Below are 24,795 nucleotides of genomic sequence, written 5' to 3'. Positions count from 1 at the left end.
ACCGGCCCGCTCCCATTCGGGGCGGGCCGGTCGCTGGTCGGTACCAATTATCTAGCCGGTGAACGGATTCCGGCGCTTGATCAGATTCTTGTACAGCGAGCCCTGAATGGTTTCGCGGACCTGATCGGTGATTTCGAACATCGTCATCGGATCATCGGCGTCCGCGGGCTCGTATCCGGCAGTGGAAATCGGCTCGCCGAATTGGATGTACCACTTCGACGGGAACGGAATCGCGCCGAGCGGACCCAGATGCGGAAACAGCGGCGTCACAGGGAAATACGGAATACCGAGCAGCCGCGCCAAAGGCTTGATATCGGCCAGCTTCGGATAGATCTCCTCCGAACCCACGATCGAGCACGGAATGATCGGCACCCCGGTGCGCACCGCCGCCGACACGAAACCGCCACGGCCGAAACGCTGCAACTTGTACCGGTCCGAATACGGCTTTCCGATGCCCTTGTAACCCTCGGGGAAAACACCGGCGACTTCGCCCGCACGCAACAGCCTTTCGGCGTCCGCGGGGCAGGCCAGGGTGTGCCCGGCCTTGCGGGCCAGTCCGCCCAGCAGCGGCGTCTCGAAGATCAGGTCGGCGGCCAGCAGGCGCAGCGCGCGCTGCTTGGGATGCCGGTCGTGCACAGCCAGCTGCAGCATCAGCCCGTCCAGCGGCACCGTGCCCGCGTGGTTGGCCACGATCAGCGCGCCGCCCACCTCGGGAATGTTCTCGATACCCGACACCTCGACCCGGAACCACAGGTCCGACAGCGGCCGCAGCATCGGCAGGATCACCGATTCCAGCAGGTGCTCGTCCAGGCCGAACTCGTCGACCTGGTAGTCGCCGGTGAGGCGGCGGCGGGCGAAGTCGGCCGTGTAGCGGACCCCGTCGGCCACGGTTCCCCGGATCATCTCCCCCAGCGACTTGGGCTGACGCGCTTCGACTTCGGCGAGCCGATCGGTCAGCGAGGTCACCGGGGTGAGCGCCGGTTCCCCCGCCGGCCACACCCGTGACGGGCGATTGTGCCGCGCCTCGAAATCCACGTCGTGAAGTCGAATCACCTTCGCTACATCACTCATTGGTGTGCTCCCGTCCCGGCCCCGAGCAGGCCGAGAAGTTTGTTTTCTGCGGCGTCGATCCACGCGGGATCGATCACGGGCCGCAACGCTGCGCCCCCTATGAAGTCGTCGAAGGCCTGCACCGTGGTCCAGCGCGGGCCGAAGCCCAGTTCGGTCCGCATCCGGGTGGTGTCCAGGCCACAACCGAAATGGAAATAGTCGATCTGCTCGGCGGTGAACTCCCGCATCACCGGGCCCATCACGGTGCGCCCGACACTGCGGAACACCGAGTACGGGACAGGCAGTTCGACCCGCCCGGCCCGCCGGATCGCCTGCGACAGCGCCATCGCGCCGTCCCCAGCCACATTGTAGGTGCCGCCGGGGGCCGTCATGGCCCCGTGCACCAGGGCGGCGATGCCGTCCTCCTCGTGCAGCAGCTGCATACGCGGATCCCGGCCCAGAATGGTCGGCGTGATCGGCGAGCGGAAGTACTGCACGCCCCGCTTGGCCAGCTGCGGGCCCACGATCGGCGGGAACCGCAGGATGGCCGCCGAGATGTCGGGACGCCGCCGGGCCAGCCCGCGCACGAAGCCCTCCACCTCGATCATGTCCCGCGCGAACCAGCCGCGCGGCGGGGTGCGGGCGCTCATCTCCTCGGTGAACTTCACCGGGTCCTTTGCGCTGCACCCGTAGACGGCGGAGGAGGAACGCACCACCACTCGCCGCACGCTGGAAGCCTTGCGACACACCGCGAACAGCTGCATGGCGCCCAGGACGTTCATGTCCTTCATGGCGGCCCGGCCGCCCCCGGAGGGCGGGCGCGACAACGCGGCGGGATGCACCACCGTATCGACCTGATTTCCGTCGATAACCTTGCGGATCAACGGATTACGAATATCGGCGCGCACGAATTCGGCGCGGCCCATACGGCGCAGCAGCTCACGGCTGGGCTGTTTGGCGTCCACGGCGATGATGCGTTCGACGGCCGGGTCGGCCGCCAACCGGGCCACCACATTGCCGCCGAAGAACCGGCTCGCACCGGTCACCATCACCACCTTGGGCGGTTGCCCGTCCCGAGTCCCTGCCACTCCGGATCCCACCTGGCCCCCATGCCTTGAATTGTCATCGGGCGTTTTTCCCGCTCCCAGGGTAACCGGCGAGTAGGGGGCATTCGAAGAGTATTAACCAGGATCTAACGATGAGTTCGATCACCCGTGAAGAACGAAAGCCCGCCACCGACGGTGACGGGCTTCCAGCTACGACGCAGCGGCTTACTTGCCGAGTTTTCTGCGCTGCACGCGCGTGCGGCGAAGCAGCTTGCGGTGCTTCTTCTTCGACATGCGCTTGCGGCGCTTCTTGATCACAGAACCCATAGGGTTGTTCCTCGCGTTCTCTCGGGTCATCCCCGCTTCCGCGGGGTGCACACTGTCTGACCCTGCACAGTCCCTACCCGATACGGGCCGAGATGGACCCGGCGGCACCACCGGCACGTACAGGATGCCGGTTCATGCTACCGGGCCACTCTCGGGCGAACGAAACGGGTGGGGCCGATCGGTTATCGGGCCGTACTACCCCGCATCGAAGTAGGACGTCTCCAGATAGTCGTGCACCGCCTTGGCGTGCACCCGGAAGGAACGCCCCACCCGCACCGCGGGCAGCTCTCCCGAATGCACCAACCGGTACACCGTCATTTTGGAAACCCGCATCAGATTCGCGACCTCGGCAACGGTGAGGAACTGCGTTCCCCCTCCGATGACGGATCCCGCAGTGATTGGGCTGTTTCCGGACCTCGCTTGGCTGTTTCCAGACATCATTGCGCCACTGACCTCCGGCACGTCCGCGCCGCCGGCTTCCCCACCGGCGGAACAGACACGCACGTGCTCCTTGAAGCTTAGCGGGACCAGTGGGATTGCTGCGACGGGTGTGAGAAATCAGCCTTTGCTGTGGCGAGTCGGCCTACGGCAGCAAACTAGCAACCGAGCAGTATTGGAAAGTGGGGAGCACACTCACCCACTGTCAACGTTAGTCCGCGATCGCGCCGAGTTCGGCGGAACGCCGTTTTGCCGCGTGCAACGCATCGTGGAAAGCCGATCGCACCGCACCCCGCTCCAACTCCCGCAGGCCCGCCGCGGTGGTCCCCGCCGGCGAGGTGACGGCCGCGCGCAATTCCACGGCAGACTGACCCGACTCCTCCAGCAGCGCGGCCGAACCGAGCATCGTCTGCGTGACCAACTGGGTGGCCACGTCGCGGGTCAGGCCCAGGCCCACCGCGCCGTCGATCATCGCCTCGACGATCAGGAAGAAGTACGCCGGACCCGAACCGGACACCGCGGTGACGGCGTCCATCTGCGCCTCGGAGACGGTCACCGCCTTGCCCACCGACTCCAGCATCTCGGTGACCAGGCCCAGCTGTTCCTTGCGGGCGTAGCGGCCGGGGGCGATGGCGCTCATGCCCTGGCCGACCAGCATCGGGGTGTTCGACATGACCCGCACGACCGGGAAGCCGGCGGGCAGCTTGGATTCCATGCGCGCGGTCGTCACCCCGGCCGCCAGCGACACCAGCACCTGATCGTGGTCAGCCGCGCCGAGCTCGGCCTTGCCCAGCTCGGTCAGGACCGCGTCCACATCGTTGGGCTTCACCGCGATCACGATGAGATCGGCCGACTTGCCGGCATCGGCGATGTCGTCGGTGGCACGGATCCCGAACCGGTCCGCCAGCGCCTCGGCGCGCGCCGGCACCGGCTCGACCACCACCAGATCCTTGTTCGCCCGCCCGGACTCGAGCAGGCCCGCGATCAGCGCCTCCCCGATCCGACCCCCACCGATTACCGCAATCCTCGTCATAGCATTCAAGGCTATCCCGCCTCCCCGAGCCTTCAGCGCGCGGCTGAGAGCCGTTGGCGCCGGCGTCAGCGTGCTTGGGGGATCAAGGCCAGCTGGCGGCTCTGGGCCACGATCGCGCCCGTGGAGTCGATGACGAGCTGGTCCTCGTCGAACATGCGATTGCCGACCTCGCGGGCGTGCGCGATGACACGCAGCCAGCCCGGGGCCGGGCGGCGGCGCAGGTAGGTGGTGAGCTGGACCGTGGGGGCCCAGCCGAAGTGGCCGAGGTTCATCGGGACCGGCGGGCTCATGTCGGCGGACATGAGCGCGAAGAAGGCGGACACGTCCGGATCCTGCTCGTCACCCGCGAAGGGGCGGATCCACAGGCGCAGGCGGGGTTCGGACTTCTCGCCGGCGAGGAAGCGGGCCCAGGCCGGATCGAGGGCGACCGAGGAGCCCCGGGCCACGTGCACGATCTTGCCCATGGGGTTGCGGTCGTCGTAGAAGAGCGCGTCGGCGGGCGGTTCCGCGGGCATGTCGCCGACGTGGTCGGCGGCGTACTGCGGATCCCCGTCGTCAAGGTGGCTGAACGTGAGAGCGGTGTGCACCAGGGTGCGGCCGTCCTGGATCAGGCTCGCGTCGACGAGGGCGATCTGGCGGCCCAGCTTGCGGGTCCGGACCTCGTACTCGACCGCGCCGGGGACGGGCGCGCCGAGGAAGTCGGTGCTGGCCGAGATGGGGAACATGGCGGCCTGTTCGGGGGCCGTGCGGCGCAGCCATTCGGTGGCCGCGGCGGCGCTGCCCGCGACCATGGTGCCGCCGTGCAGTTTGTCGCCGATGGTCCAGGTGGACTCGATGGATCCCGCGAAGCGGCCGGCGCCGGGGGTGGTCGCGTCGAGCTCGGTCAGCGTGCAGACGCGACTGAACGGCGCGTCGGCCAATTCGCTCGTCGACGCCGGGTCGACGGTCAGCTCCGTTGTCATCCGCTGTCCTTCCACTGGGTTTTGTACAGCGTAAATGGACCCGGTGAAAATTCCGGACGGGTCGTGGGATGAATCACCCCGGCAACCGCGCCGAATGACAACTCAGCCGCGATGCGCGGCCGTCGGCTCCGGCGTCGGGGCGGGCGAGAATCCGTTCAGATGCTCGCGCGCGAACGACAGCGCCCGATCCAGCATGGCCGCCCGATCCATCGTGGTGCGAGCCATCTGGGTGTTCACCTCGATCACCGCCTGACCGTCGAAACCGTTGCGCATCAACATGTCACAGAGTTCGGCCACCGGCTGGGTGCCCTCCCCCGGGATCAGATGCTCGTCGGTGGCGGCGCCGCGGCCGTCGGCGAGGTGCAGATGGGTCAGACCCGAGCCCATGCGCTGCGCCAGCACCAGCGGATCCACACCCGCGGTCGCGGTGTGCGAGGTGTCCAGGGTGTAGTGGCGGTAGCCGGTCTCGGTCGGGTCGTAGGAGGGGCTGAAGGTGGTGATCGACGGCCCGGGCCCGCCCCGGCGGCGCAGCCGGTCGATCGAGCTGCCGCGCAGCAGGGTGTCGGCGCGCATCGGGAACATGTTCTCCACCGCGACCGCCACCGGCGACGAATTCTCCAGTTCCGCAACCTGTTTCGCGAAGCCCTCGGCGTAGCGGCGCTGCCAGCGGAAGGGCGGGTGCACCACCACGGTGGCCGCGCCCAGCGCCTCGGCGGTGTGCACGCTGCGGGTCAGTTTCGCGATCGGGTCCGACCCCCAGACCCGTTGCGAGATCAGCAGACACGGGGCGTGCACGGCCAGCACCGGCACGTCGTATTTGTGCGCGAAATGCTGCACGGTGGAAATGGACTGGCTGGCCGGTTCCGCCCAGACCATGAGCTCGACACCGTCGTAACCGAGTTCGGCCGCGTACCGGAACGCCGCCTCGGTGTTCTCCGGATACACCGACGCCGTCGACAACCCGACCCGGACTTCCCCGCGCCCCGCCCGGCCCTCGGTGCTCGCCCCCTGCGCTTGCACGATATTCCCCACTGCCGCTCCCTGCTCAGTTCGTACTGAGTAGAAAGGCTAGCGGTCCGAGCGTCACGAAGACGCCTACGACGACGGCAATCACAGTGCTGAAAATGTCATCGGTGCGGCGCAGCACGCGGACCAACGCGACCAGGCCGAGGATCACGACCATGGCCAGGGCCAGGGCAACCCACGGGAGCACTTCCCACATGCGTTCGAAGCCCTTGAACAGCAACATGCCCGCGACCGCGGCGCCCACGCTCTGACCCGCGATCACCAGCCACTGCCGGCGGTTCTCGTCCTCGTCCGACCGGCCCGCCGACCGCGCGCCCGCGGCCCGCGACCGCGCGGGCTGAGCGGGCGTGCCGCGACCGGCCTTGCGGGTGAGGGCGCCCGCCTTCCGGGTGAGCGCGGAGAACCGCGCGCCCATCGACGACGCGGGCTCGTCGTCGTAGTCGTCGTAGTCGTCCTCATCGAGCGGCTCGTAGAAGTCGGTGAGGTGGTCGTCGGGTTCCGGCTCCGGCGCGACCGCCCCGCGGCCCCGGGAACCGAAGCCGCGGCGTTTGCCCGCGTTGCCCGCGTTGCGCGCATTCCGCTCGGCGCGCTCGTCCTCACGCTGCTGGGCGTCGCGCAGCAGATCTCCGGCGACCGACTGACCCGACAGCAGTTGCTGATCGTCGTCGGCGAGCGAGGACCACGCGGCGGTCGGCACCGCGGCCTGATCACCACGGTCCGGTTCGGCGTCGGGTCCCGGCCGTCTTCGCGCCGACCACTCCGGCAGCCCGGTGGCCGCGCCGTGATCGACACCGCCGCGGCGATCCCCGAACGGCGGGGCGGGCTGCGGTTCGGGAGCCGGCTGCCGCTGCGACTGGGCCTCGGCGTGCCGGCGGGCCGAGCGCGACATCGGCGGGGCGGCCGCGGCCTGCGGCGGTTCGAAGGCGGGACGGTCCTGATGCGGAGCGCGCGGCAGCGGCTCGGGCCCCGGCGTCGGCGACCACGCGGGGGCGGCCGGGTTGAACTGGGTGTGGTCCTCGAAGGGTGGGCGGGCCACCGCCGGGTTGAACTGGGTGCGCGAATCGCGCTCGGCGCGGGCGGCGATGTCGCGCATGGCGTCCGAGGCGGCGTCGCGGGTCGCGCCGTTGTCGCCCAGGACACCGCTGTCGGCCCGGGAGCCGCTGTCGCCGCGGAAGGGGCGCACCTCGTCGGTGGTGTCGTCCTCGGGGTCGTAGCGGCGGCGGCGACCGCCCTCACGGGGCGCGGGCGCGGCGGGCGGTTCGGCGCCCAGGCCGTCGAGCGCGAAGTCGGAGTCCAGCGGATCGGGCTTGCGGCGGCGGCCGGAGCGGGGCTCGACGGGGGCCGGGGCCGGGGTCTCGGTAGGGGGCCAGTCCAGACCGGCGGACCAGCTCTGGCCGGACGGCTCGGGTAGGGACGGCGGCTGCGGGGCGGGGGCCAGCGGATCGTAATACGAGATGGGCCCGGAGAGCGGCGAATAGGCGGGTTCGGGCTCTGCTACCGAATAGGACGAATAGTCCGGTTGGGGCGGGGCCGCGGGAGTGGAGAAGTCGGAGTAATCCGAATAGTTCGAGGAATCAGCGTAATTCGAGAAGTTCGAATAGTTGGAATAGTCCGATTCCGTGGCGGCGGGCTCGGGCTCGGCGGCGGCTTCCTCGTCCGGCGCGGCGTGGGAGGACGATCCGGGCACGATCGGAATGTCACCGGTCAATTCGGCGACGGAAATGCCCCGGCCGCTTCGGCGTCTGCGACCCCCACCGCTCGCGGAGCCTCCGCTTTGCTGCCCGTTCCGCGCCAGTAGCTCGGCGACGGACAGCTGACTTGAATCCTCGGTCATCGAGACACCGTTTCGATCGGGCCCGTCAGGCCGCTGTCGGGGCCGCCGGCTATCGGTTCGCTATCAAGGTCGGTATCCAATTTGCGCAAGATCAATCCCTCTCGCAGCGCCCAGGGACAGATGTCGAGCGTGTCCAGGGACAGTGCCCGCATACTCGCCTCCGCGACCAGCGCACCGGCCACGAGCTGTTGTGACCGATCAGAACTTACGCCTTCCAATTCTGCCCGGTCGGCGGCTGTCATTCTCGATATGAACGCAATCAGCTGCCGCAGGCCGGAACTGGTCAGGGTACGCCGCACTCGGGGTCCCGCAACAGAGGGGGCGGCACCGGTCAGCCGGGCCAGCGAGCGGAAGGTCTTGGAGGTGCCGACGGCCAGATCCGGGCGGCCCACCTCGAGCAGTTGCTTGCTGGGCAGCACCAGCTCGGCGTCGAGCCAGTCCCGCAGTACCGCGACCCGGCGCTTGCCGGGCGGATCGTGGCGCAGCCAGTCCCGGGTGAGGCGACCGGCGCCCAATTGCAGCGACAGGGCCATGTCCGGGTCCTCGTCCGCACCATTGCTCATCTCGAGCGAGCCGCCGCCGATATCCAGGTTGAGGATCCGCCCGGGGCTCCAGCCGTACCAGCGGCGCACCGCGAGAAAGGTGTGTCGAGCCTCATCGACACCGGAGAGCACCTGCAGTTTGACGCCGGTCTCGGCGCGGACCCGGGCCAGCACCTCATCGGAGTTGGTGGCCTCGCGGACCGCGGAGGTGGCGAAGGCCATCAGCTCCACACAGCCGGAAGTCTTTGCGATACTTGCGAATTCGGCTACGGTAGCGGTCAGCTTGGCGGCCCCCGCGGGCGTGATCCGCCCGTGGTCGTCCATGCTCTCCGACAGTCGCAGGGCCGACTTCGTCGAACTCATCGGCATCGGGTGTCCACCACGATGCGCGTCCACCACGAGCAGGTGGACGGTATTGCTTCCCACATCGAGTACACCGAGCCGCACATGAACACGGTACTGGGTGCGTCAGGACTTCTGGCCAGGCGACTGAGCTGTTAGCGTTCCGCACTGTGACGACAGGGGCATCGGCGAGCGGACCGACCGGGCTGCGACCAGCGGCGAAGATCGACCCGACGCCCGAAGTAGAACTCGACTTCCCGCGCGAGTGGATCGAATTCGTCGATCCAGCAAATGACGAGCATTTGATCGCGGCGGATCTGACCTGGCTGCTTTCGCGCTGGACCTGCGTTTTCGGCACACCGGCATGTCAGGGCATCATCGACGGCCGCGAGAACGACGGCTGCTGCTCGCACGGCGCGTTCCTCTCCGACGAAGAGGACGGCAAGAAGCTGCACAAGGCTGTGAAAATGCTCACACCCGAGGATTGGCAGCTCATGGGCGAGGCGACCGACGACCAGGGCCGCGTCCGCAAGAAGCTGTACCTCGAAGAGGACGACCTCGACGACGAACCCGCGCTGCGCACCCGGCGCGTCGACGGCGCCTGCATCTTCCTCAACCGGCCCGGTTTCAGCGAGGGCATCGGCTGCGCGCTGCACACCATGGCGCTGCGCAAGGGCCTGGAACCGCTCACCGTGAAGCCGGAGGTGTGCTGGCAGCTGCCGATCCGCCGGACCCAGGAGTGGGTGGAGCGGCCCGACGGCGTGGAGATCCTGCGCACCGCGATCGGCGAGTACGACCGCCGTGGCTGGGGTCCGGGCGGACTGGACCTGAACTGGTACTGCACCGGTTCCCCGGATGCGCACGTCGGCACCCGGCCGGTATGGGAGGCTTACGCGCCGGAGCTGATCGAGCTGATCGGCAAGCCCGCGTACGACGAACTGGCCGCGCACTGCCGTCGGCGGCAGGGCCTCGGCATCGTCGCGGTACACCCGGCGACGGCCATCGCGGAGGAGAAGGCGGCGGCCGCCGCGGGCAAGCCGGTGACCAGCGCGAACGCGCCGAAGAAGGCTCGGTCCGCGAAGAAGTAGCGGCATACTTGCCAGTAACTTTCTGAAAACACCGTATTTCACATAGCTGCTCGCTTACTGTGCCTCGGACCCCTACCTACCTCGGGGGTCGCAGCACAGGAGTACGCATAGTGAGCACAATCCCCTTGGGCGGCCGTCACATCGGCGCCGGACTGGCCGCTCTGGCCATCGCGACCGGCGCCGTCTCGGTCCTGGTCACGCACGAGGCCCCCGAAGCCCACGCGACCGTCGACTCGATCACCATCTCGGGTTCGAACTGGACCGTCGGCCAGACCTACACCCTCAGCGCCGACCTCTCCGGCGCATCCTTCGGGCTCCTCGTCTACTGGGAAGACAACGGCCATCCCATCACCAGCCCGGCCTCCAAGGTGCCGTGGCCGCCGTACCACTCGAGCACCGACTGGACCCCGACCACGCCGGGCCAGCACAACATCACCCTGAAGCAGGGCAGCTCGACCAAGTCTCTGGTCGTGAACGTGAGCAGCGGCGTCACCACCACGACGGCCCCGCCGACCACCACGACCACCGTGCCGCCGACGACCACCACCACGGTCCCGCCGACCACCACGACCACGGTGCCGCCGGTCACCACCACCGAACCGCCGACCACCACGACGGTGCCGCCGGTCACCACCACGGAACCGCCGACCACCACCACGGTGCCGCCGGTCACCACCACGGAACCGCCCACCACCACCACGGTGCCGCCGGTCACCACCACGGAACCGCCCACCACCACCACGGTGCCTCCGGTCACCACCACGGAACCGCCCACCACCACGACGGTGCCGCCGGTCACCACCACGGAACCGCCCACCACCACGACGGTTCCTCCGACGACGACGGTGCCGCCGACCACGACGACCGAACCGCCGACGACCACGACCACGGTGCCTCCGACCACCACCACGGTCCCGCCGACGACCACGACCGACCCGACGACGACCACCACGGTCCCGCCGACCACCACGACGACGCCGCCGACCACGACCACCCCCGCGCCCAGCGGTGGCGGCACCGGTAGCGCCAACGGCCTGCCCTTCGGTCTCTGATCGTTCTCCGAGTTCTTTCTCTCCGAATTCCTTTGGTACACACAGGAGTACGCATGCGCACGACCACCGTTCGCCGTCTCGGCGCCGGGCTGGCGGGCCTCGCCATCGTCACCGGCGGGTCCCTGGCCCTGGCCACCCATCAGGCCCCCGAGGCCCACGCCACGGTCGACTCGATCACCATCTCGGGTTCGAACTGGACCGTCGGACAGACCTACACCCTCAGCGCCGACCTCTCCGGCGCATCCTTCGGGCTCCTCGTCTACTGGGAAGACAACGGCAACCCGATCACCAGCCCGGCCTCCAAGGTGCCGTGGCCTCCGTACCACTCGAGCACCGACTGGACGCCGTCCAGCGCGGGCCAGCACGTCATCACCCTGTCCCAGGGCAGCTCGACCAAATCCCTGGTCGTGAACGTGAGCAGCGGAACCACCACCACGACGGCCCCGCCGACCACCACGACCACCGTGCCGCCGACGACCACCACCACGGTCCCGCCGACCACCACGACCACGGTGCCGCCGACCACGACCACTACGGTCCCGCCGACCACCACGACCGACCCGACGACGACCACCACGGTCCCGACGACCACGGTGCCGCCGACCACGACCACCCCCGCGCCGAGCGGTGGCGGCACGGGCAGCGCCAACGGCCTGCCCTTCGGTCTCTGACCGATCTTCCCCAGTTCCCTTGGGGCACAGCGCTGGACATCACAGAGGAGTAGTAATGCAGAGCAAGTCTTCGGGCCGGTCGATCAGAGCGGGGATGGCCGGTCTCACCGTCGCGTCCGCCGCCGCGGTCGCGGTCGCCCTGGCCCCAGGGGCGAACGCCACCGTCGACGTGATCACCGTGTCCGACAACGCGCCGACGGTCGGGGGTACCTACACCCTCAGCGCCGATCTCTCCGGTGCGTCGTTCGGCCTGCTGGTGAACTGGAACGACAATGGCGTGAGCCTCACCGACGGCGTCGGCATCATCCCGTGGCCGGCGTACCACTCGAGCGTCACCTGGAAGCCCACCACGCCGGGCCAGCACATCATCACGGCCTCGCAGGGCAGCAGCACGCAGACCCTGATCGTGAACGTGTCGGGCGGCACCACCACCCCGCCGACCACCACGACCCCGCCGACCACCACCGCGCCGCCGACCACGACGGCCCCGACCACCACCAAGCCGTCGACCGGCGGCGGTGGCAGCATCGGCTCCGGGAGTGCGACCGGTAGCGCGGGCAAGCTGGTGGGCGGTCTGCTGAGCGGCCTCTTCGGCAGCAGCTAGCGAATCGCCTGACGCGATCGGGCGTGTCGGGTTCTGCGGAACCCGGCACGCCCGTACTCGTTTGTGGCGTGGGTCTCGACGGTGCGGCGCGCGTCATAGTGTCCGGAAGGTGAACAAACGGTGCAGGTCGGAGACAATCCAATCAGGCTGCACAGAAGTATATTTCGCATAACCGCCGGTCCGATGACCTCGCGTTGTGAATAGTCGGAAGTGCCCACGACATCGATCCGCTATTGCGAATTCACCGGAACGTGTTAGACATCGTGGCCATGATCAAGAAAATCCTCGCCGTCTCCGCCCTGACCGCCGGTGCGGTTATCGCCATTGCCCCGCAGGCGTTCGCCGATAACACCGATCCGACCGCGTACTCCGATCGCACCGCCGATTTCGTCGTGTACAACGACCCGGCCGTGCTGGGCGCGAAGGACGCCGGCAAGCAGATCGTGGTCAGCCCCTACGGCACCAGCCACACCATCGCCTGCCGCGGCAACGGCGCGGACGTCGCGTGGTACGACTGCATGCAGCAGGACAACCCCGGCCTGGGCTGGATCATCCTGGAGAAGCAGGAACTGCCCGGCCTCGGCCCGGCGTGGGTCTACACCATGAAGTCCGACCCCAACGCGTAGTGCACCGGCCGAACGGGTAAGCCCGGAAACTGGTCGGGGAGAAAGACGAAACCCGCCCGCTTCGTGAATTCGAAGCGGGCGGGTTCTGCGTTCGGGGCGGTTCTAGGCTTCCAGCTTGTAGCCCAGGCCGCGAACCGTGACCAGGTGTTCGGGCTTGGCCGGATCGGCTTCGATCTTCGAGCGCAGGCGCTTCACGTGCACATCGAGGGTCTTGGTGTCGCCGACGTAATCGGCGCCCCAGACGCGGTCGATGAGCTGGCCGCGGGTGAGCACGCGCCCGGAATTGCGCAGCAGGTATTCGAGCAGGTCGAATTCCTTGAGCGGCAGCGTCACCGCCTTGCCGTTCACCTGCACGGTGTGGCGGTCCACGTCCATGCGCACCGGGCCGGCCTCGAGCACCGCGGTCTCGCTGCCGTTGTCGGGCTCCTCGCCGGCGCCGCGGCGCAGCACGGCCCGGATGCGGGCGATCAGCTCGCGCGAGGAGTAGGGCTTGGTGACGTAGTCGTCGGCGCCCAGTTCCAGGCCGACCACCTTGTCGATCTCGCTGTCGCGCGCGGTCACCATGATGACCGGGACGCTGCCGCGCACTCGCAGCTGCTTGCACACGTCGGTGCCGCTCATGCCGGGGAGCATGAGGTCGAGCAAGACGATGTCCGCGCCCGAGCGGTCGAACTCGGCCAGCGCGGACGGGCCGTCGCCCACCACGGTGACCTCGAACCCCTCCTTGCGCAGCAGGAACGCGAGCGGATCGGCCAGCGACTCCTCGTCCTCGACGATCAGCACACTCGTCATCGGGTTGCCTCCACACCGTTGGTTCTGGCCCGCCCGAGGGGGCGCGTGCCGTTTTCCTTCTTGGCCACCGGAACACCGGTGGCAAGTCTCTTGTCGACCTGCCCGTGGGAATCGGCAGGGTGGGCCGGGATGCGCAGGGTGAACGTCGATCCGGTGCCCAGTTTGCTCCACAGGGTGATCTCACCGTTGTGGTTGGCGGCCACATGCTTGACGATAGCCAGCCCGAGGCCGGTACCGCCGGTGGCACGCGAGCGCGCCTTGTCGGCCCGGAAGAAGCGTTCGAAGACGCGTTCCTGGTCTTCCTTGGAGATGCCGATGCCGCGGTCGGTGACGGCGATATTGATGTAGCCGCCGCGCAGCGCCCGGCTCACCGACACGTGGGAGCCGCGCGGGGAGTACGCGATGGCGTTCTCGACCAGGTTGGACAACGCGGTCACCAGCAGGGTCTGGTCGCCGAGCACCTCGAGGCCGCTGCCCGCGTCGGTGGACACGGTGATGCCCGCGGCCTCGGCGGTGGTGCGGGAGCGTTCGATGGCCTGGGTGACCACGGTGTCGACGTCGACGGCCTCGAGTTCGGGCAGCCGTTCGGCGCCCTGCAGCCGCGACAGCGCGATCAGCTCGGTGACCATCTTGCCCATGCGGCGGGCCTCGCCGTGCAGGCGTTCACCGAAGTGCCGGACCGAGTCGGGATCGTCGGCGGATTCCAGCAACGCCTCGGCCAACAGGCTCATGGCCCCGACGGGGGTCTTGAGTTCGTGGCTCACATTGGCGACGAAGTCGCGGCGGGTGGCCTCCATGCGGGCCTGTTCGGAGTCGTCGTCCGCGAACAGGACCACGAAGTTCGGATTCTCCTGCGAGAGCGGCCGGGCAACTCCTCGGACAGCGAGGCGGGCGCGGCCGGGCATGGGAATCTTGGCGGTCAGCTCGAACTCGACGTCCTGGCCCCCGGCCAGCACCTGCTCGACCGCCGCCCACGCGCGCTCGTCGAGCAGGCGGTCGTGGACCACGCCCAGCTCCTCGGCCCGCGGGTTGACCAGGACCACGTCCCGGTACTGGTCGACGACGGCGATGCCGGATTCGGAGGCGAGCACGATCAGGTCCAGCACCTGGGACATGGTCAGCCCGGTGTCGGTGGCGGCACGCATCCGCTCCTGGCGAGCGTTCACATACGGAATGAGCAGTCCGCCGACGGCCAGTCCTACTACGGCCGCCAGGACTGCCAAAAGCACGGCCTGTGGAACGCTCACACTTTGAATCGTACGGTCGCCGACGCGGGGTCAAACCCCGGGTGCAGGAAGTTTCACGCAGGTCATAGGTCCTTCCACCCTCGTTAGCCCGGTGTTCACGCGATGTTCGGTCAGCGTGTCGTGGCCGGTGAGCGCCCTTGTGGCAACCGCTTTCGCTGCGGCGGTTCAGTCCTCGGGATCGCCGTAGAGGGCGGTGCGCACGGTGTCGCCGTGGCGGTCGGCCCACTCCCCCAGCGCGAAGATCGGAATCAGCAGATCACGACCCGCGGGGGTCAGCGAATACTCAACGCGCGGTGGCGCTTCCGCGTATCGGCGATGTTCCAGCAACCCCATCGCCTGCATCCGCCGCAGGGTCTGGGTGAGCATCTTCTGACTGATGCCGCCGATGGCGCGGCGCAATTCCACGGGGCGCATCGGACCCTCGCGAAGTGTGTAAACGATCACTGTCAGCCATGAATTGCCGAATACGTCTACCGCCAGCCGCGCGGGGCAGTCCGATTCGCGGCCGCCGTATTCGGCGAACCGCACCGGTTCGGTGCTCTCGACCGTCATGCCTCCACCCTGCCACCGCCATTGGGCACCCGGGAGTGCGCTTCGGAATTCCTAGCGTCGTCACCACACGCCACACCAAGGAGATGACATGCGAATCGGAATCATCGGGGCCGGGCAGATGGCCCGCGCTCTCGGCGCCGGCTGGGCCGCGGCCGGGCACGAGATCGTGGTCGGCGCACGGACTTCCACGCGAGCGGCGGAGGCCGCCGCCGCGATCGGGTCCGGCGCCCGCCCCGCCACCGTGTCCGAGGCGGCGAATTTCGGCGACGCCACCCTGCTGGCCGTGCCGGTGGCCGCGTTGACGGATATCCTCACCGACCAGCGTGGGGCCCTCACCGGGCGCGCTCTGATCGACTGCACCAATGCGTTCGCCCCGGACACCGGCGGCTTCGGTCTCTCCGAACCCGCGGTGGCCGAACGCATCTCGGCCGCGGCGCCCGGCGCCAAGGTCGTGAAGGCGTTCAATCTGCTGGCCGCCGAGGTGTGGGCGGGCCCTGATCGCGAGTTCGACGGCCGCCCTGTGACGGTGCCGCTGTGCGGCGATGACGAGGCGGCGATCGCGCTCGTCTCCGGCCTCGCCGAGGACCTGAAGCTGCGCCCGATCCCCGCGGGCGGCCTGTCCCGGGCCCGATATCTGGAGGCCACCGCGGCTTTCGTGGTGGGCCTCTGGTTCACCGGTTATGACGCCCGTGCCCTGTTCCCGCCGCTGGAAGCGGCCTTCGCCGTTCCCGACGAGTCGGAGGGCTAGCGGAGATCCAGAGAGTGAGTGTACAGTCACTCACATGAGCAGACGCGGGATCGCACTCTCGACCTCGGACGTTCGACGGGATGCCGTGCTGGATGCGGCGATCACCGAGTTCGCCAAGACGGGATTCCATGGGACGCCGATCAATACGGTCGCCGCCGCGGCCGGAATCTCACCCGCGTACGTGTTCAAGCTCTTCCCCAGCAAGGTGGAGTTGTTCGTCGCCGCCCTGGACCGCTGTTTCGAACGGGTCGAGGGCGCCCTGGCGACCGGCGCCGCCCGGACCCCGGGCGGCGATCCGGAGCAGGTCCTGTACGAGATGGGCGGGGCCTACGCCGAATTGATCGCCGACAAGAGCCTGCTCATGCTGCAGGTGCACGCCCTCTCGGCGGCCGACGTGCCCGATATCGCCGAGGCCGTGCGCCGCGGCCTGCGGCGGGTCACCGAGTCCGCCGAAACCCGTTCCGGCGCGACCGGCCCCCAGGTGCAGCGGTTCATGGCCTACGGGCAGTTGTGTCACCTGATCACGACCCTCGGCCTGGATGCCGGCGAAGGCGCCTGGGCCGCCACCCTGACCGCGGGCATCCGCCACTTCGACTGACCTCGCACGCCCTCGGACGAGGGCGTTTTCTTCACCCCAAGAGTGATTGACCGATCACACACCTGGAAGGGATCGACCCATGTCGAACATCATCGCCACCGAGGTAGTGCTGCCCGGACGCGTCGAGCCGGAGGGCCTGGCCGTCACCACGCGCGTATTGCCGCAGCCCGGACCCGGCGAGGCGCTGGTCCGTATGGAGGCGACCGGGGTGTCCTTCGCCGAGCAGCAGATGCGGCGCGGCAAATACTATGACCAGCCCGCGTTTCCGTTCGTGCCCGGCTACGACGTCGTCGGCGTGGTGACGGCGGTCGGGGCCGGGGTCGATCCGGCCCTGATCGGCCGCCGGGTCGCGGCGCTGACCAAGATCGGCGGCTGGAGCAGCCATCTCGCGGTGCCCGCGGATGATCTGGTGCCGGTGCCGGATGGCCTGGCGGCGGACGCCGCGGAGACCTTCGTCGTGAACGGCATCACCGCCTGGCAGATGCTGCACGGGAAGGCGAAAGCCCGTGCGGGGCAGACCATCCTGGTGCACGGCGCGAACGGCGGCGTCGGGTCGACGCTCGTGCAGCTGGCGCGCGCGGCGGGCATCCGGGTGATCGGGACCGCGTCGGCGCGCAATGCGGACGCGGTGGCCGAACTCGGCGCTCTGCCGGTGGACTATCGCGGGGATCTGGCCGCCCAGGTGCGGGCGCTCGCGCCGGGCGGGGTGGACGCCGTCTTCGATCATGTCGGCGGCCCCGGCATCGTGGACTCGTTCGCGCTGCTCGCGCCCGGCGGCACCCTCGTCTCCTATGGCAGCGCCGCCACCAAGGACGAGGAGGGCGATTCCCGGCTGCCGGTGCTGAAGCTGTTCGCCCGCCTGCTGTGGTGGAATGCGCTGCCCAACAACCGGAGCGCGTCCTTCTACAACATCTGGGCGGGCCGCCGCCGGCGTTCCCGGTTCCAGGCGCGCCTCGCGACGGACCTGGGCGCGGTCCTAGACCTCGCCGAGCGCGGCGCGCTGCACCCGCAGATCGCGGCCCGAATCCCGTTGCGGGAGGCCGCCCGGGCACTCGCCCTCGCCGAATCCGGCACCGTCACCGGCAAAGTCGTGATCGTCGCCGACCCCGAGTCCTGAGCCGCCTGCCCGCATGCGGCCGGAAAGAAAAAGCCCCGGGCGTGCACGCCGTTGTGCACGCTCGGGGATTCGATCCCGGGTGGGCGGTGTCACCAGCCGGTGTTACCGCGGACCGGGATGTTCACGAAGCTCGGACGGTCCGGGTCGAGCTGCAGGTGCTGCGGCCTGAGACCGGTGTCGATGAGCATCGGGAGGATGGGCAGGCCCTTGGGGAAGTTGCCCGCGAACACGTCCACGCGCAGGCGGTGGCCCGGCTGCAGGACGGCCTGGGTGCCGCCGAGGGCGATGTCGAGGGTGGTGGCCTCGCCGGGCACGGTCTCCTGGCGCTTGTCCAGCGAGGTGAAGGCGCGCGGGTCGGTGTAGTCGCCGTTCGGGGAGCGGCTGCTGCGGTCCTCGTCGACCTGGCGCAGCGAGGCCATGAGCTCGCCGGAGGTCAGCACGGTGGACTGGCCGTCGGGGGCGACGTCGTTGACGGTGACGGTCCAGTAGCCGTCGGCGGCGTCCTGAACGGTGTTGAGGTGCACCGCGATCGGGCCCGAGATGGTGGTGGCCTCGGCGACCGGCGCGCTGGTGAAGGTGAGCGCGTTGGCCTCGGCGACGCGGGAGTCCTTGGAGCAGCCGTCGATCAGGTTGAGGATGCCCGCGGTGGCCTGGGCGGCGTCGTTGGAGCAGACGGTGGACAGGCCGGGCGCGACGGTGAGCCGGTCACCGTCGCCGTTGGCGGCCGCGGTGAGCGAGCCGTCGTGCAGGCTGTTCGCGGTGCCGGAGGGCTGCGCGGAGAAGTACATGCGCCGGTAGTCGGCGGCCTCGGAAGCCGGTGCGGTGGGCCCGAATCCGCCCTGGGTGTTCCAGCCGCCGCCCTGCGTCTTGAGGGTCACCGGACCGTAGGCGTCGATGCCGTTGTCGATGCCCTTGAGCCACTTGTCGAACCAGGCGCGTTGCAGCACGTCCAGGCGCGGCGGGGCGCCGACGCGGTTGACGTCCGCACCGGAGGTGACGTGGTAGGTGTTGCCCATGAGCAGCTGCTTCTGGCCGGGCGGCAGCGGAATCTGGTTGTAGATCTTGGATTCCGAGTAGGTGAACAGGTCGTGCCAGCCGCCGGTGACGAAGGTCGGGATCTGGATGCGGCTGGGGTCGCCGAGCCAGTCCTGGCGGTCCTGGGTGAACCCGTTGAGCATGTCCTTCACGCGCGGGTCGAGACTGTCCATGGTGGTGGAGGTATAGGCCGACATCAGCACGTCGAGGTAGCCGAAGGGATCGTTGACACGATCCTGCAGCCACTTGAAGTCGAAGGTGCCCGCGGCGATGGAGGCCAGGTCCGGCACCCACTTGAGGCCGTTGATGGCGCTCAGCCACAGCGGGATGAAGTTGAAGCCGAAGCCGCCGCCGGGCGCGAGCACGTCGTCGATGAGGTCGCTGCCGGGCACGATCGGGAAGATGGCCTTCAACGCGGGCGGCTGCTTCTCGGCGGCCTGCACCTGGTTGATGGCGCTGTAGGACAGCCCGCTCATGCCGATGCGGCCGTTGGACCAGCGCTGCTTGGACGCCCAGTCGATGGTCTCGACGGTGTCCTGCTGTTCGCGGCCGCGCAGCATGTCCCATTCGCCCTGCGAGAATCCGGTGCCGCGCACGTCCACGACGACCTGCGTGTACCCGGACTTGATGAGCTGGCGGTCGACGGAGAAGTTGCGGAGTTCGCCGTTGCCCGCCGCGTTCAGCAGTTCACCGAAGCCGGTGAGCGGAGTGCCGTCGAGGTGGATGTTGCGGAAGATGTTCAGGAGCGCATCGGACAGGCCCGGAATCGAGAAGGCGCTGTCGGCGACGTTCGACACCAGCTTGGTGTAGGGCGTCATGTTCAGCACGGTCGGCGTCGGGGTGTCGATGGGTCGGCCCGCGGCGTCGGCCGGGTGGTAGACGTTGCCCTTGAGGACGGTGCCGTCACTCATGGTGATCGGGACGTCCCATTCGATGAAGACGTTGGGGTACTGCTGCGGCCCGTCCTCGGCGGCGGTCCAGGCGGCGCCGGCGGCGCCGCCATCGGGTCCGGTCGGGATGATGGCATCGGCGGTGATGCCGGTCAAAGGCAGGAGCAGAGCGGCCGTGGCGGCTAAAACCGTGGCCTGTAGCGCGTGCTTCATCGAACGTGATCTACCTCTCGCAGGTGGTCGAACGCCCAGCAGCATATCTACCAGAAAGTAAGTTGCAAACCCCGGTTACAGGTACTGATTTGAATGCACGAACCCCCGGCAAATTCTTTTGCGCGACACCGGAATACCCTACGGTCACGTAGCGTGATGGGTATCACAGTCGAATCATAAGACAATAATGCCCCGGCCAATCCGATTGGCCGGGGCATTATTTCGAGTGTTTCAGGGTGAGACTATTTCCCGCCCTGGTTCGCGACGGCGGCGGCGCCGGCCGCGGCGGCCTCCGGGTCGAGGTAGACACCGGCGCCGAGCGGGCGCAGGTTCTCGTCGAGCTCGTACTTCAGCGGAATGCCGGTCGGAATGTTCAGCCCGGCGATGTCCTCGTCGGAGATGTTCTCCAGGTGCTTCACCAGCGCGCGCAGCGAATTACCGTGCGCGGCAACCAGAACGGTCTTGCCGGCACGCACATCGGTCGCGATGGTGTCCTCCCAGTACGGGACCATGCGGGCGACGACGTCCTTGAGGCACTCGGTCGCGGGGACCTCGATGCCCGCGTAGCGCGGGTCGCCGTCCTGGCTGTACTCGCTGTCGACCTCGATCGGCGGCGGCGGGGTGTCGTAGCTGCGGCGCCACAGCATGAACTGGTCCTCGCCGTACTGCTCCTTGATCTCCGCCTTGTTCTTGCCCTGCAGGGCGCCGTAGTGGCGCTCGTTCAGACGCCAGTCGCGGACCACCGGAATCCAGTGGCGGTCGCAGGCGTCGAGAGCGTTGTTGGCGGTGCTGATCGCGCGGCGCAGCAGCGACGTGTAGACGATGTCCGGCAGAATCCCGTGCTCGGCGAGCAGCTCGCCGGCGCGCTTGCCTTCCGCGACACCCTTGTCGGTGAGGCGAACATCCACCCAGCCGGTGAACAGGTTGAGGGCATTCCATTCGCTCTCGCCGTGGCGCAGCAAAACGAGGGTGTACGTCATGGGGTCATCCTCCCACGAGCAGCGCCGCGCCCCGCAGGGTGGCCTGATCAGTGAGTTCGGAGGGAACGACCCGCAGTTCCCGCAGGAAGCGCAGGCGGGCGTGGCCGAGCGCCGCCGCGCGCAGCGGCTGCCACAGCGGCTCCCCGGACTGCGCGAAGCCGCCGCCGATGACGACCAGATCGGTGTCGAGCAACGCGGCCGCGGACGCGACCGCCGTCCCGATGGCGGTGCCGGCCCGGGCGAGCGCTTCCATAGCGAGCGGCTCCCCGTCGCGCGCGGCCTGCGCCAGTTCCACCCCGGTCCTGCCCTCCCACCCCTGCCGCCGGGCCCAGCGCACCGCGGACTTGCCGCTGCCGACGGCCTCCACGCAGCCGAATCCGCCGCAGGCACAGGGCTCTTCGTTGCCGGGCACCACGATGTGGCCGACGTGTCCGGCATTGCCGGTGCGGCCCATGACGACCCGGCCGTCACTGATGATCCCGCCGCCGATGCCCGAGGACACGGTCAGGCAGAGCGCGTTGTTCGCGCCGCGCGCCGCGCCGAGCCGGTGTTCGGCCAGCGCCAGGCAGGCCCCGTCGAGGGCGAAGCGAATCTCGGCCTCGGGGAACACTTTCCGCACCGCGTCGACCACGGGGAAGCCGTCGGCCCATTCCGGAATGTTGAGCGGACCGCACACCCCGGCGGCGACGTCCACCGGTCCCGCGGACCCGATCCCGACCGCGGTCACCGTTTCCCCGGCGGCCACGGTGCTCAGTAATTCACGGCAGGCCGCCCACACCCCGGAATCGGGGACAGCGACACGTTGGGGTTTCTCGGGCACACCCGTCGAATCGACCAGCGCGGCCGCGAATTTGGTCGCTCCGATATCCAGCGCAAGCGCCACCATGGCTCCCCCGCCTCTCCGAGACTTCAGCGCACGGCTCAGATTCGTCCGAGTTGGCATTGCGTGCCCGCGGTGGTGAGCCGAACCTATTGTGGACGTCCCCGACAAGTTACCCTGACCGGCACGAAATCAGTTCTCACCCTGGCATACGGGGCAGCGTGTCGGCGTCCTCGATGAGGTGTTCGAAGGCGCGTAGATTCTTCAGCGATTCGCCGCGCGAGACCCGCCATTTCCATTCCTTGCGAATGGATTCGGCGAAGCCGAGTTCGAGCAGGGTGTTGAAGTCGGCGTCGACGGCCTCGAGGATCTGGCCGAACCAGCGGTCCAGTTCGTCGGAGGTGACGCGGTCGTTGGACATGCGCCCGACCAGGTAGATGTCGCCGACCCGGTCGATGGTGTAGGCCACGCCGTAGAGGCGGCGATTGCGGCGCAGCAGGAATTTGTAGACGCCCTCGAAGTTCTCGTCGGGCTTGCGGCAGACGAAGGATTCCATCCGCACGCCGTGCTTGCCGACGCCGACGCCGATGACGGTCTTGAGTTTGCGCTCGCCGGGCAGCACCACCGCGAACAGGTCGGGCGCCTCGCGCGAGTACTCGATCTCGCGGTCGCGGAGCGTGTCGTCGATGAGTTGTGCCGCGGCCCGGGCGGTTTCGTCGTTCAAACCACCGCTGCTGGCATGCGGGCGCGGCGTCCAGTCGCGCTCGACCTCACTCATCTGCGTACCGCTCCCGTCCGCCGCCGCCATGCCAGGTCAGCCTCCCCGCGTGCCGACCTCGGGCTGACAGCCGGCCGTGTCAGTGCTCTTGCGCGATCAGTATGCAGACTACCGCGCACCCGATTGCCCCGAGCCTGCGACAACGCGGCCGAGTAGCTGTCCAGCAGCCCGTCGGCGGTGTGCGCCCAGGAGAAGTTGGCCGCGTGTTCGACGGCCGCCGCGCCCATGAGTTCGAGCCGGACCGGGTCCTCGAGCATGCTGCGCAGCGCGGCCGCCCAGTCCGGTGTCTGGTGGCCGGGAACCAGCAGGCCGGAGACGCCGTCGCGGACAGCGGTGCCGAGCCCGCCCACGTCGGCGGCCAGCACCGGGGTGCCGCTGGCCTGCGCTTCGATGGCGACCAGGCCGAAAGACTCGTTGTAGCTGGGCACCGCGACCAGGTCGGCGGCGCGGTACACCTGCACCAGCCGGTGCGCGGGCTGGGGCGGCAGGAAGGTGACGCGATCCGAGATGCCCAGGGCCGCAGCGAGTTCGATGAGCGCGTTGGGCCGTTCCAGCCCGCTGCCGGAGGGTCCGCCCACGATCACCACGCGCAGCGGCCGCGCGGGCGGCACCGGCTGCGCGGCCTCCTCGGCGAGCAGGTGCGCCGCGGCGCGAACCAGCACGTCCGGGGCCTTGAGTGGCTGGATGCGGCCGATGAAGGCGACGATCCGCTCGTCGGCGCGCAGGCCGAGCTCGGCGCGGGCGGCGAGCTTGTCGCCGGGGTGGTAGCGGCTCAGGTCGGCGCCGGGCAGCACCACGTCGATGTGCTCGGGGTCGGCGCCGTACAGCTCCACGAGCTGGCGGGCCTCTTCGCCGGTGTTGGCGACCAGCCGGTCGGCCTCGGCGACGATCTGCTTCTCGCCGATCTCACGGACCGCGGGCTCGGGGCAGTCGCCCTCGGCCAGGAAGGCGTTCTTGACCGCGGCCAGAGTGTGCGCGGTGTGCACCATCGGCACCCGCCAGCGGTCCCGCGCGAGCCATCCGACCTGGCCGGACAGCCAGTAATGCGAGTGGATCAGGTCGTAGTGGCCGGGCAGGTTGCGCGCCTCGGTGCGCAGCACCTCCGCGGCGAAGGGGCACAGCTGGGTGGGCAGGTCGAACTTGTCGAGCCCCTCGAAGGGCCCGGCGACCACATTGCGGACCAGCACGCCGGGCGCGGCCTCGACGACGGGTTCGTCATTGGAGGAGGTGGCGCGGGTGAAGATCTCCACCTCGGTGCCGCGGCGGGCCAGTTCGAGGGCGGTCTGCAGAACGTAGACGTTCATGCCGCCCGCGTCGCCCGTTCCGGGTTGCGCCAAGGGTGACGTATGCACCGATAGCACGGCAATCCGATCGGGCCGTAGCTCCGGGCGTTGACTCACCACTCCAGTGTGCACGGGGGTTACAACGCCCCATGCACGGGTTACCTTCCCAAGTGACCTGACTCACAAGGATATTCGTCAACGTGAATGCAATACCGCTATCACCGCAGGTCTCGCGCGAAAGCGGCGATTTCGGCGGCGAATCGCTCCGGATCCTCGATGAACAGACCGTGCTGGGCGCCCTCCCAGTACGAGGTCCGCACATCGGGCGCGGAGGCGGCGATGTGGCGGCCGTTCTCGATGGGAACCACCGGGTCAGCGGTGCCGTGCAGCACCAGGACGGGGATGTCGAGGCCGCGCAGGGTGTCGGTGTTGTCGACCGTCCGGTAGAACAGCGCCTTGCGGACCCGGGGCAGGGTGGCGATGCTGCCGCCGAACAGCCGCTGGGCGTCCACGCCCTTGTCCCGGCCGGGGCCGGTATTGGCATTGCCGAAGGCGGCGAAACCGCGCATGGCCTTGCCCGCGCTCTCGTCGAACACGTCGGGGATGGCCTTGGCCATGCCGGGCCCGGTCTCCGCGCCGGGCACGCCGCGGCCGATATTGGCCTGCGAGCCGGTGTAGACGACGCCCGCGAGGGCCGCGGTGCCGTGCGCGGTGAGGTAGTCGGAGGCGACGATGCCGCCGTACGACCAGCCCAGCAGCAGCGCGCCGGAGGTGATGTCCTCGGCCGCGAACACGGCGGCGATATCGGCGGCCCAGTTCTTCGGATCGTCGTAGCCGGTCGCGGGGGCGTCGGAGTAGCCGTGCCCGCGCAGGTCCACCGCGATCACCCGGAACTGCTCCGCGAGCAGGTCGGCCGAGCGTCCCCAGCAGCGCAGATTCCCCGACCAGCCGTGCAGCAGCACCAGCGGCCGCGCCCCTTCCGGACCCGTCACCTGGTAAACGATGGTCGTGCCGTCCGCGCTCACTGCTTCCCGAATCGCCATAGGAGTGAGGCTAACCGGCAGCGCCGCCGGGATCTCGCGCCCGCCGCGGCGCCGGCGG

General features: G+C 68.9%; 26 protein-coding genes. 7 read left to right on the top strand and 19 right to left on the bottom strand.

The features are described from left to right. Window positions 1-51 precede the first annotated feature (51 nt). The 9 genes from ACFRAQ_RS00615 to ACFRAQ_RS00575 form a co-directional block, all read right to left on the bottom strand. The gene (locus ACFRAQ_RS00615; protein WP_379092171.1) at window positions 52-1,071 is read right to left on the bottom strand and encodes a lysophospholipid acyltransferase family protein; all 1,020 of its coding nucleotides are present in this window, start codon (window positions 1,069-1,071) and stop codon (window positions 52-54) included. Beyond that, a complete protein-coding gene (locus ACFRAQ_RS00610) occupies window positions 1,068-2,099 on the bottom strand; it encodes an NAD-dependent epimerase/dehydratase family protein (protein ID WP_357091348.1) in 1,032 nt (343 codons plus the stop codon). The genes ACFRAQ_RS00615 and ACFRAQ_RS00610 overlap by 4 nt, the downstream gene beginning before the upstream one ends. Before the next feature lie 222 nt (window positions 2,100-2,321). Next, on the bottom strand, window positions 2,322-2,423 hold the full coding sequence (locus ACFRAQ_RS00605) for a 30S ribosomal protein bS22 (RefSeq protein WP_003402602.1): 102 nt from the start codon (window positions 2,421-2,423) through the stop codon (window positions 2,322-2,324). A gap of 195 nt (window positions 2,424-2,618) precedes the next feature. Continuing rightward, window positions 2,619-2,864 carry a helix-turn-helix domain-containing protein gene (locus ACFRAQ_RS00600; protein ID WP_154790969.1) on the bottom strand — a complete coding sequence of 82 codons (246 nt, stop codon included), beginning with the start codon at window positions 2,862-2,864 and terminating at the stop codon, window positions 2,619-2,621. A 208-nt stretch (window positions 2,865-3,072) separates the two neighbouring features. Beyond that, window positions 3,073-3,894 carry a pyrroline-5-carboxylate reductase gene (gene proC, locus ACFRAQ_RS00595; protein WP_379092168.1) on the bottom strand — a complete coding sequence of 274 codons (822 nt, stop codon included), beginning with the start codon at window positions 3,892-3,894 and terminating at the stop codon, window positions 3,073-3,075. 65 nt (window positions 3,895-3,959) lie between these two features. Further along, a complete protein-coding gene (locus ACFRAQ_RS00590) occupies window positions 3,960-4,856 on the bottom strand; it encodes a thioesterase family protein (protein ID WP_379092165.1) in 897 nt (298 codons plus the stop codon). A 102-nt stretch (window positions 4,857-4,958) separates the two neighbouring features. Then, entirely contained in the window at window positions 4,959-5,879 is a 921-nt protein-coding gene (locus tag ACFRAQ_RS00585; RefSeq protein WP_379095692.1) for a sugar phosphate isomerase/epimerase family protein, read from the bottom strand. A gap of 22 nt (window positions 5,880-5,901) precedes the next feature. Further along, window positions 5,902-7,590 carry a hypothetical protein gene (locus tag ACFRAQ_RS00580; RefSeq protein ID WP_379092162.1) on the bottom strand — a complete coding sequence of 563 codons (1,689 nt, stop codon included), beginning with the start codon at window positions 7,588-7,590 and terminating at the stop codon, window positions 5,902-5,904. A gap of 122 nt (window positions 7,591-7,712) precedes the next feature. Beyond that, a complete protein-coding gene (locus tag ACFRAQ_RS00575) occupies window positions 7,713-8,705 on the bottom strand; it encodes a hypothetical protein (protein WP_379092159.1) in 993 nt (330 codons plus the stop codon). Window positions 8,706-8,770: 65 nt separating this feature from the next. On the opposite strand from ACFRAQ_RS00575, the gene ACFRAQ_RS00570 reads away from it, so the two are divergent. Next, the gene (locus ACFRAQ_RS00570) at window positions 8,771-9,688 is read left to right on the top strand and encodes a hypothetical protein (RefSeq protein ID WP_379092156.1); all 918 of its coding nucleotides are present in this window, start codon (window positions 8,771-8,773) and stop codon (window positions 9,686-9,688) included. 322 nt (window positions 9,689-10,010) lie between these two features. On the opposite strand, the gene ACFRAQ_RS00565 is transcribed toward ACFRAQ_RS00570, so the two are convergent. Next, entirely contained in the window at window positions 10,011-10,718 is a 708-nt protein-coding gene (locus ACFRAQ_RS00565; RefSeq protein WP_379092153.1) for a hypothetical protein, read from the bottom strand. A gap of 75 nt (window positions 10,719-10,793) precedes the next feature. Here ACFRAQ_RS00565 and ACFRAQ_RS00560 point away from each other — a divergent pair, with 75 nt between their 5' ends. The 3 genes from ACFRAQ_RS00560 to ACFRAQ_RS00550 all read left to right on the top strand — a co-directional run bounded on the left by ACFRAQ_RS00560 (window position 10,794) and on the right by ACFRAQ_RS00550 (window position 12,641). Further along, a complete protein-coding gene (locus ACFRAQ_RS00560; RefSeq protein ID WP_379092150.1) occupies window positions 10,794-11,411 on the top strand; it encodes a hypothetical protein in 618 nt (205 codons plus the stop codon). A gap of 55 nt (window positions 11,412-11,466) precedes the next feature. Next, complete coding sequence (locus ACFRAQ_RS00555; protein ID WP_379092147.1) at window positions 11,467-12,015, top strand: hypothetical protein; 549 nt, start codon at window positions 11,467-11,469, stop codon at window positions 12,013-12,015. 269 nt (window positions 12,016-12,284) lie between these two features. Further along, window positions 12,285-12,641 (top strand): hypothetical protein, encoded by a 357-nt coding sequence (locus ACFRAQ_RS00550; RefSeq protein WP_379092144.1) that lies wholly within the window; start codon window positions 12,285-12,287, stop codon window positions 12,639-12,641. Window positions 12,642-12,743: 102 nt separating this feature from the next. On the opposite strand, the gene ACFRAQ_RS00545 is transcribed toward ACFRAQ_RS00550, so the two are convergent. From ACFRAQ_RS00545 to ACFRAQ_RS00535, 3 genes are all read right to left on the bottom strand, one after another. After that, window positions 12,744-13,433, bottom strand: coding sequence for a response regulator transcription factor (locus tag ACFRAQ_RS00545; RefSeq protein ID WP_357090946.1), 690 nt, complete (start codon window positions 13,431-13,433; stop codon window positions 12,744-12,746). Further along, window positions 13,430-14,680, bottom strand: a complete 1,251-nt coding sequence (locus ACFRAQ_RS00540; RefSeq protein ID WP_379092141.1) for a sensor histidine kinase — start codon at window positions 14,678-14,680, stop codon at window positions 13,430-13,432. Before ACFRAQ_RS00540 ends, ACFRAQ_RS00545 begins: the two co-directional genes overlap by 4 nt. Before the next feature lie 165 nt (window positions 14,681-14,845). Further along, complete coding sequence (locus ACFRAQ_RS00535; RefSeq protein WP_379092138.1) at window positions 14,846-15,232, bottom strand: winged helix-turn-helix transcriptional regulator; 387 nt, start codon at window positions 15,230-15,232, stop codon at window positions 14,846-14,848. Between the two features lie 88 nt (window positions 15,233-15,320). On the opposite strand from ACFRAQ_RS00535, the gene ACFRAQ_RS00530 reads away from it, so the two are divergent. From ACFRAQ_RS00530 to ACFRAQ_RS00520, 3 genes are all read left to right on the top strand, one after another. Next, window positions 15,321-15,980, top strand: coding sequence for an NADPH-dependent F420 reductase (locus ACFRAQ_RS00530; RefSeq protein WP_379092135.1), 660 nt, complete (start codon window positions 15,321-15,323; stop codon window positions 15,978-15,980). Window positions 15,981-16,014: 34 nt separating this feature from the next. After that, the gene (locus ACFRAQ_RS00525; protein WP_379092132.1) at window positions 16,015-16,578 is read left to right on the top strand and encodes a TetR/AcrR family transcriptional regulator; all 564 of its coding nucleotides are present in this window, start codon (window positions 16,015-16,017) and stop codon (window positions 16,576-16,578) included. A gap of 79 nt (window positions 16,579-16,657) precedes the next feature. Beyond that, complete coding sequence (locus ACFRAQ_RS00520) at window positions 16,658-17,695, top strand: medium chain dehydrogenase/reductase family protein (RefSeq protein ID WP_379092129.1); 1,038 nt, start codon at window positions 16,658-16,660, stop codon at window positions 17,693-17,695. Between the two features lie 89 nt (window positions 17,696-17,784). Here ACFRAQ_RS00520 and ACFRAQ_RS00515 read toward each other — a convergent pair whose 3' ends face one another. The 6 genes from ACFRAQ_RS00515 to ACFRAQ_RS00490 form a co-directional block, all read right to left on the bottom strand. Continuing rightward, on the bottom strand, window positions 17,785-19,833 hold the full coding sequence (locus tag ACFRAQ_RS00515) for a CocE/NonD family hydrolase (RefSeq protein ID WP_379092126.1): 2,049 nt from the start codon (window positions 19,831-19,833) through the stop codon (window positions 17,785-17,787). A 242-nt stretch (window positions 19,834-20,075) separates the two neighbouring features. Further along, window positions 20,076-20,813: a phosphoglyceromutase gene (locus ACFRAQ_RS00510; RefSeq protein WP_379092123.1), complete on the bottom strand. Its 738-nt coding sequence runs from the start codon at window positions 20,811-20,813 to the stop codon at window positions 20,076-20,078. Window positions 20,814-20,817: 4 nt separating this feature from the next. Next, entirely contained in the window at window positions 20,818-21,699 is an 882-nt protein-coding gene (locus ACFRAQ_RS00505) for an ROK family protein (protein WP_379092120.1), read from the bottom strand. 133 nt (window positions 21,700-21,832) lie between these two features. Next, complete coding sequence (locus ACFRAQ_RS00500) at window positions 21,833-22,411, bottom strand: YbjN domain-containing protein (protein ID WP_379092117.1); 579 nt, start codon at window positions 22,409-22,411, stop codon at window positions 21,833-21,835. Beyond that, window positions 22,408-23,811: a D-inositol-3-phosphate glycosyltransferase gene (gene mshA, locus ACFRAQ_RS00495; protein ID WP_379092114.1), complete on the bottom strand. Its 1,404-nt coding sequence runs from the start codon at window positions 23,809-23,811 to the stop codon at window positions 22,408-22,410. The genes ACFRAQ_RS00500 and mshA overlap by 4 nt, the downstream gene beginning before the upstream one ends. Window positions 23,812-23,912: 101 nt before the next feature. Further along, window positions 23,913-24,737: an alpha/beta fold hydrolase gene (locus ACFRAQ_RS00490; RefSeq protein ID WP_379092111.1), complete on the bottom strand. Its 825-nt coding sequence runs from the start codon at window positions 24,735-24,737 to the stop codon at window positions 23,913-23,915. Between the last annotated feature and the right edge of the window lie 58 nt (window positions 24,738-24,795).

This window comes from Nocardia sp. NPDC056611 (genome assembly GCF_042792755.1).
In the GTDB taxonomy this organism is placed as follows: domain Bacteria; phylum Actinomycetota; class Actinomycetes; order Mycobacteriales; family Mycobacteriaceae; genus Nocardia.
This window is presented reverse-complemented; position numbering and strand designations above follow the sequence as displayed.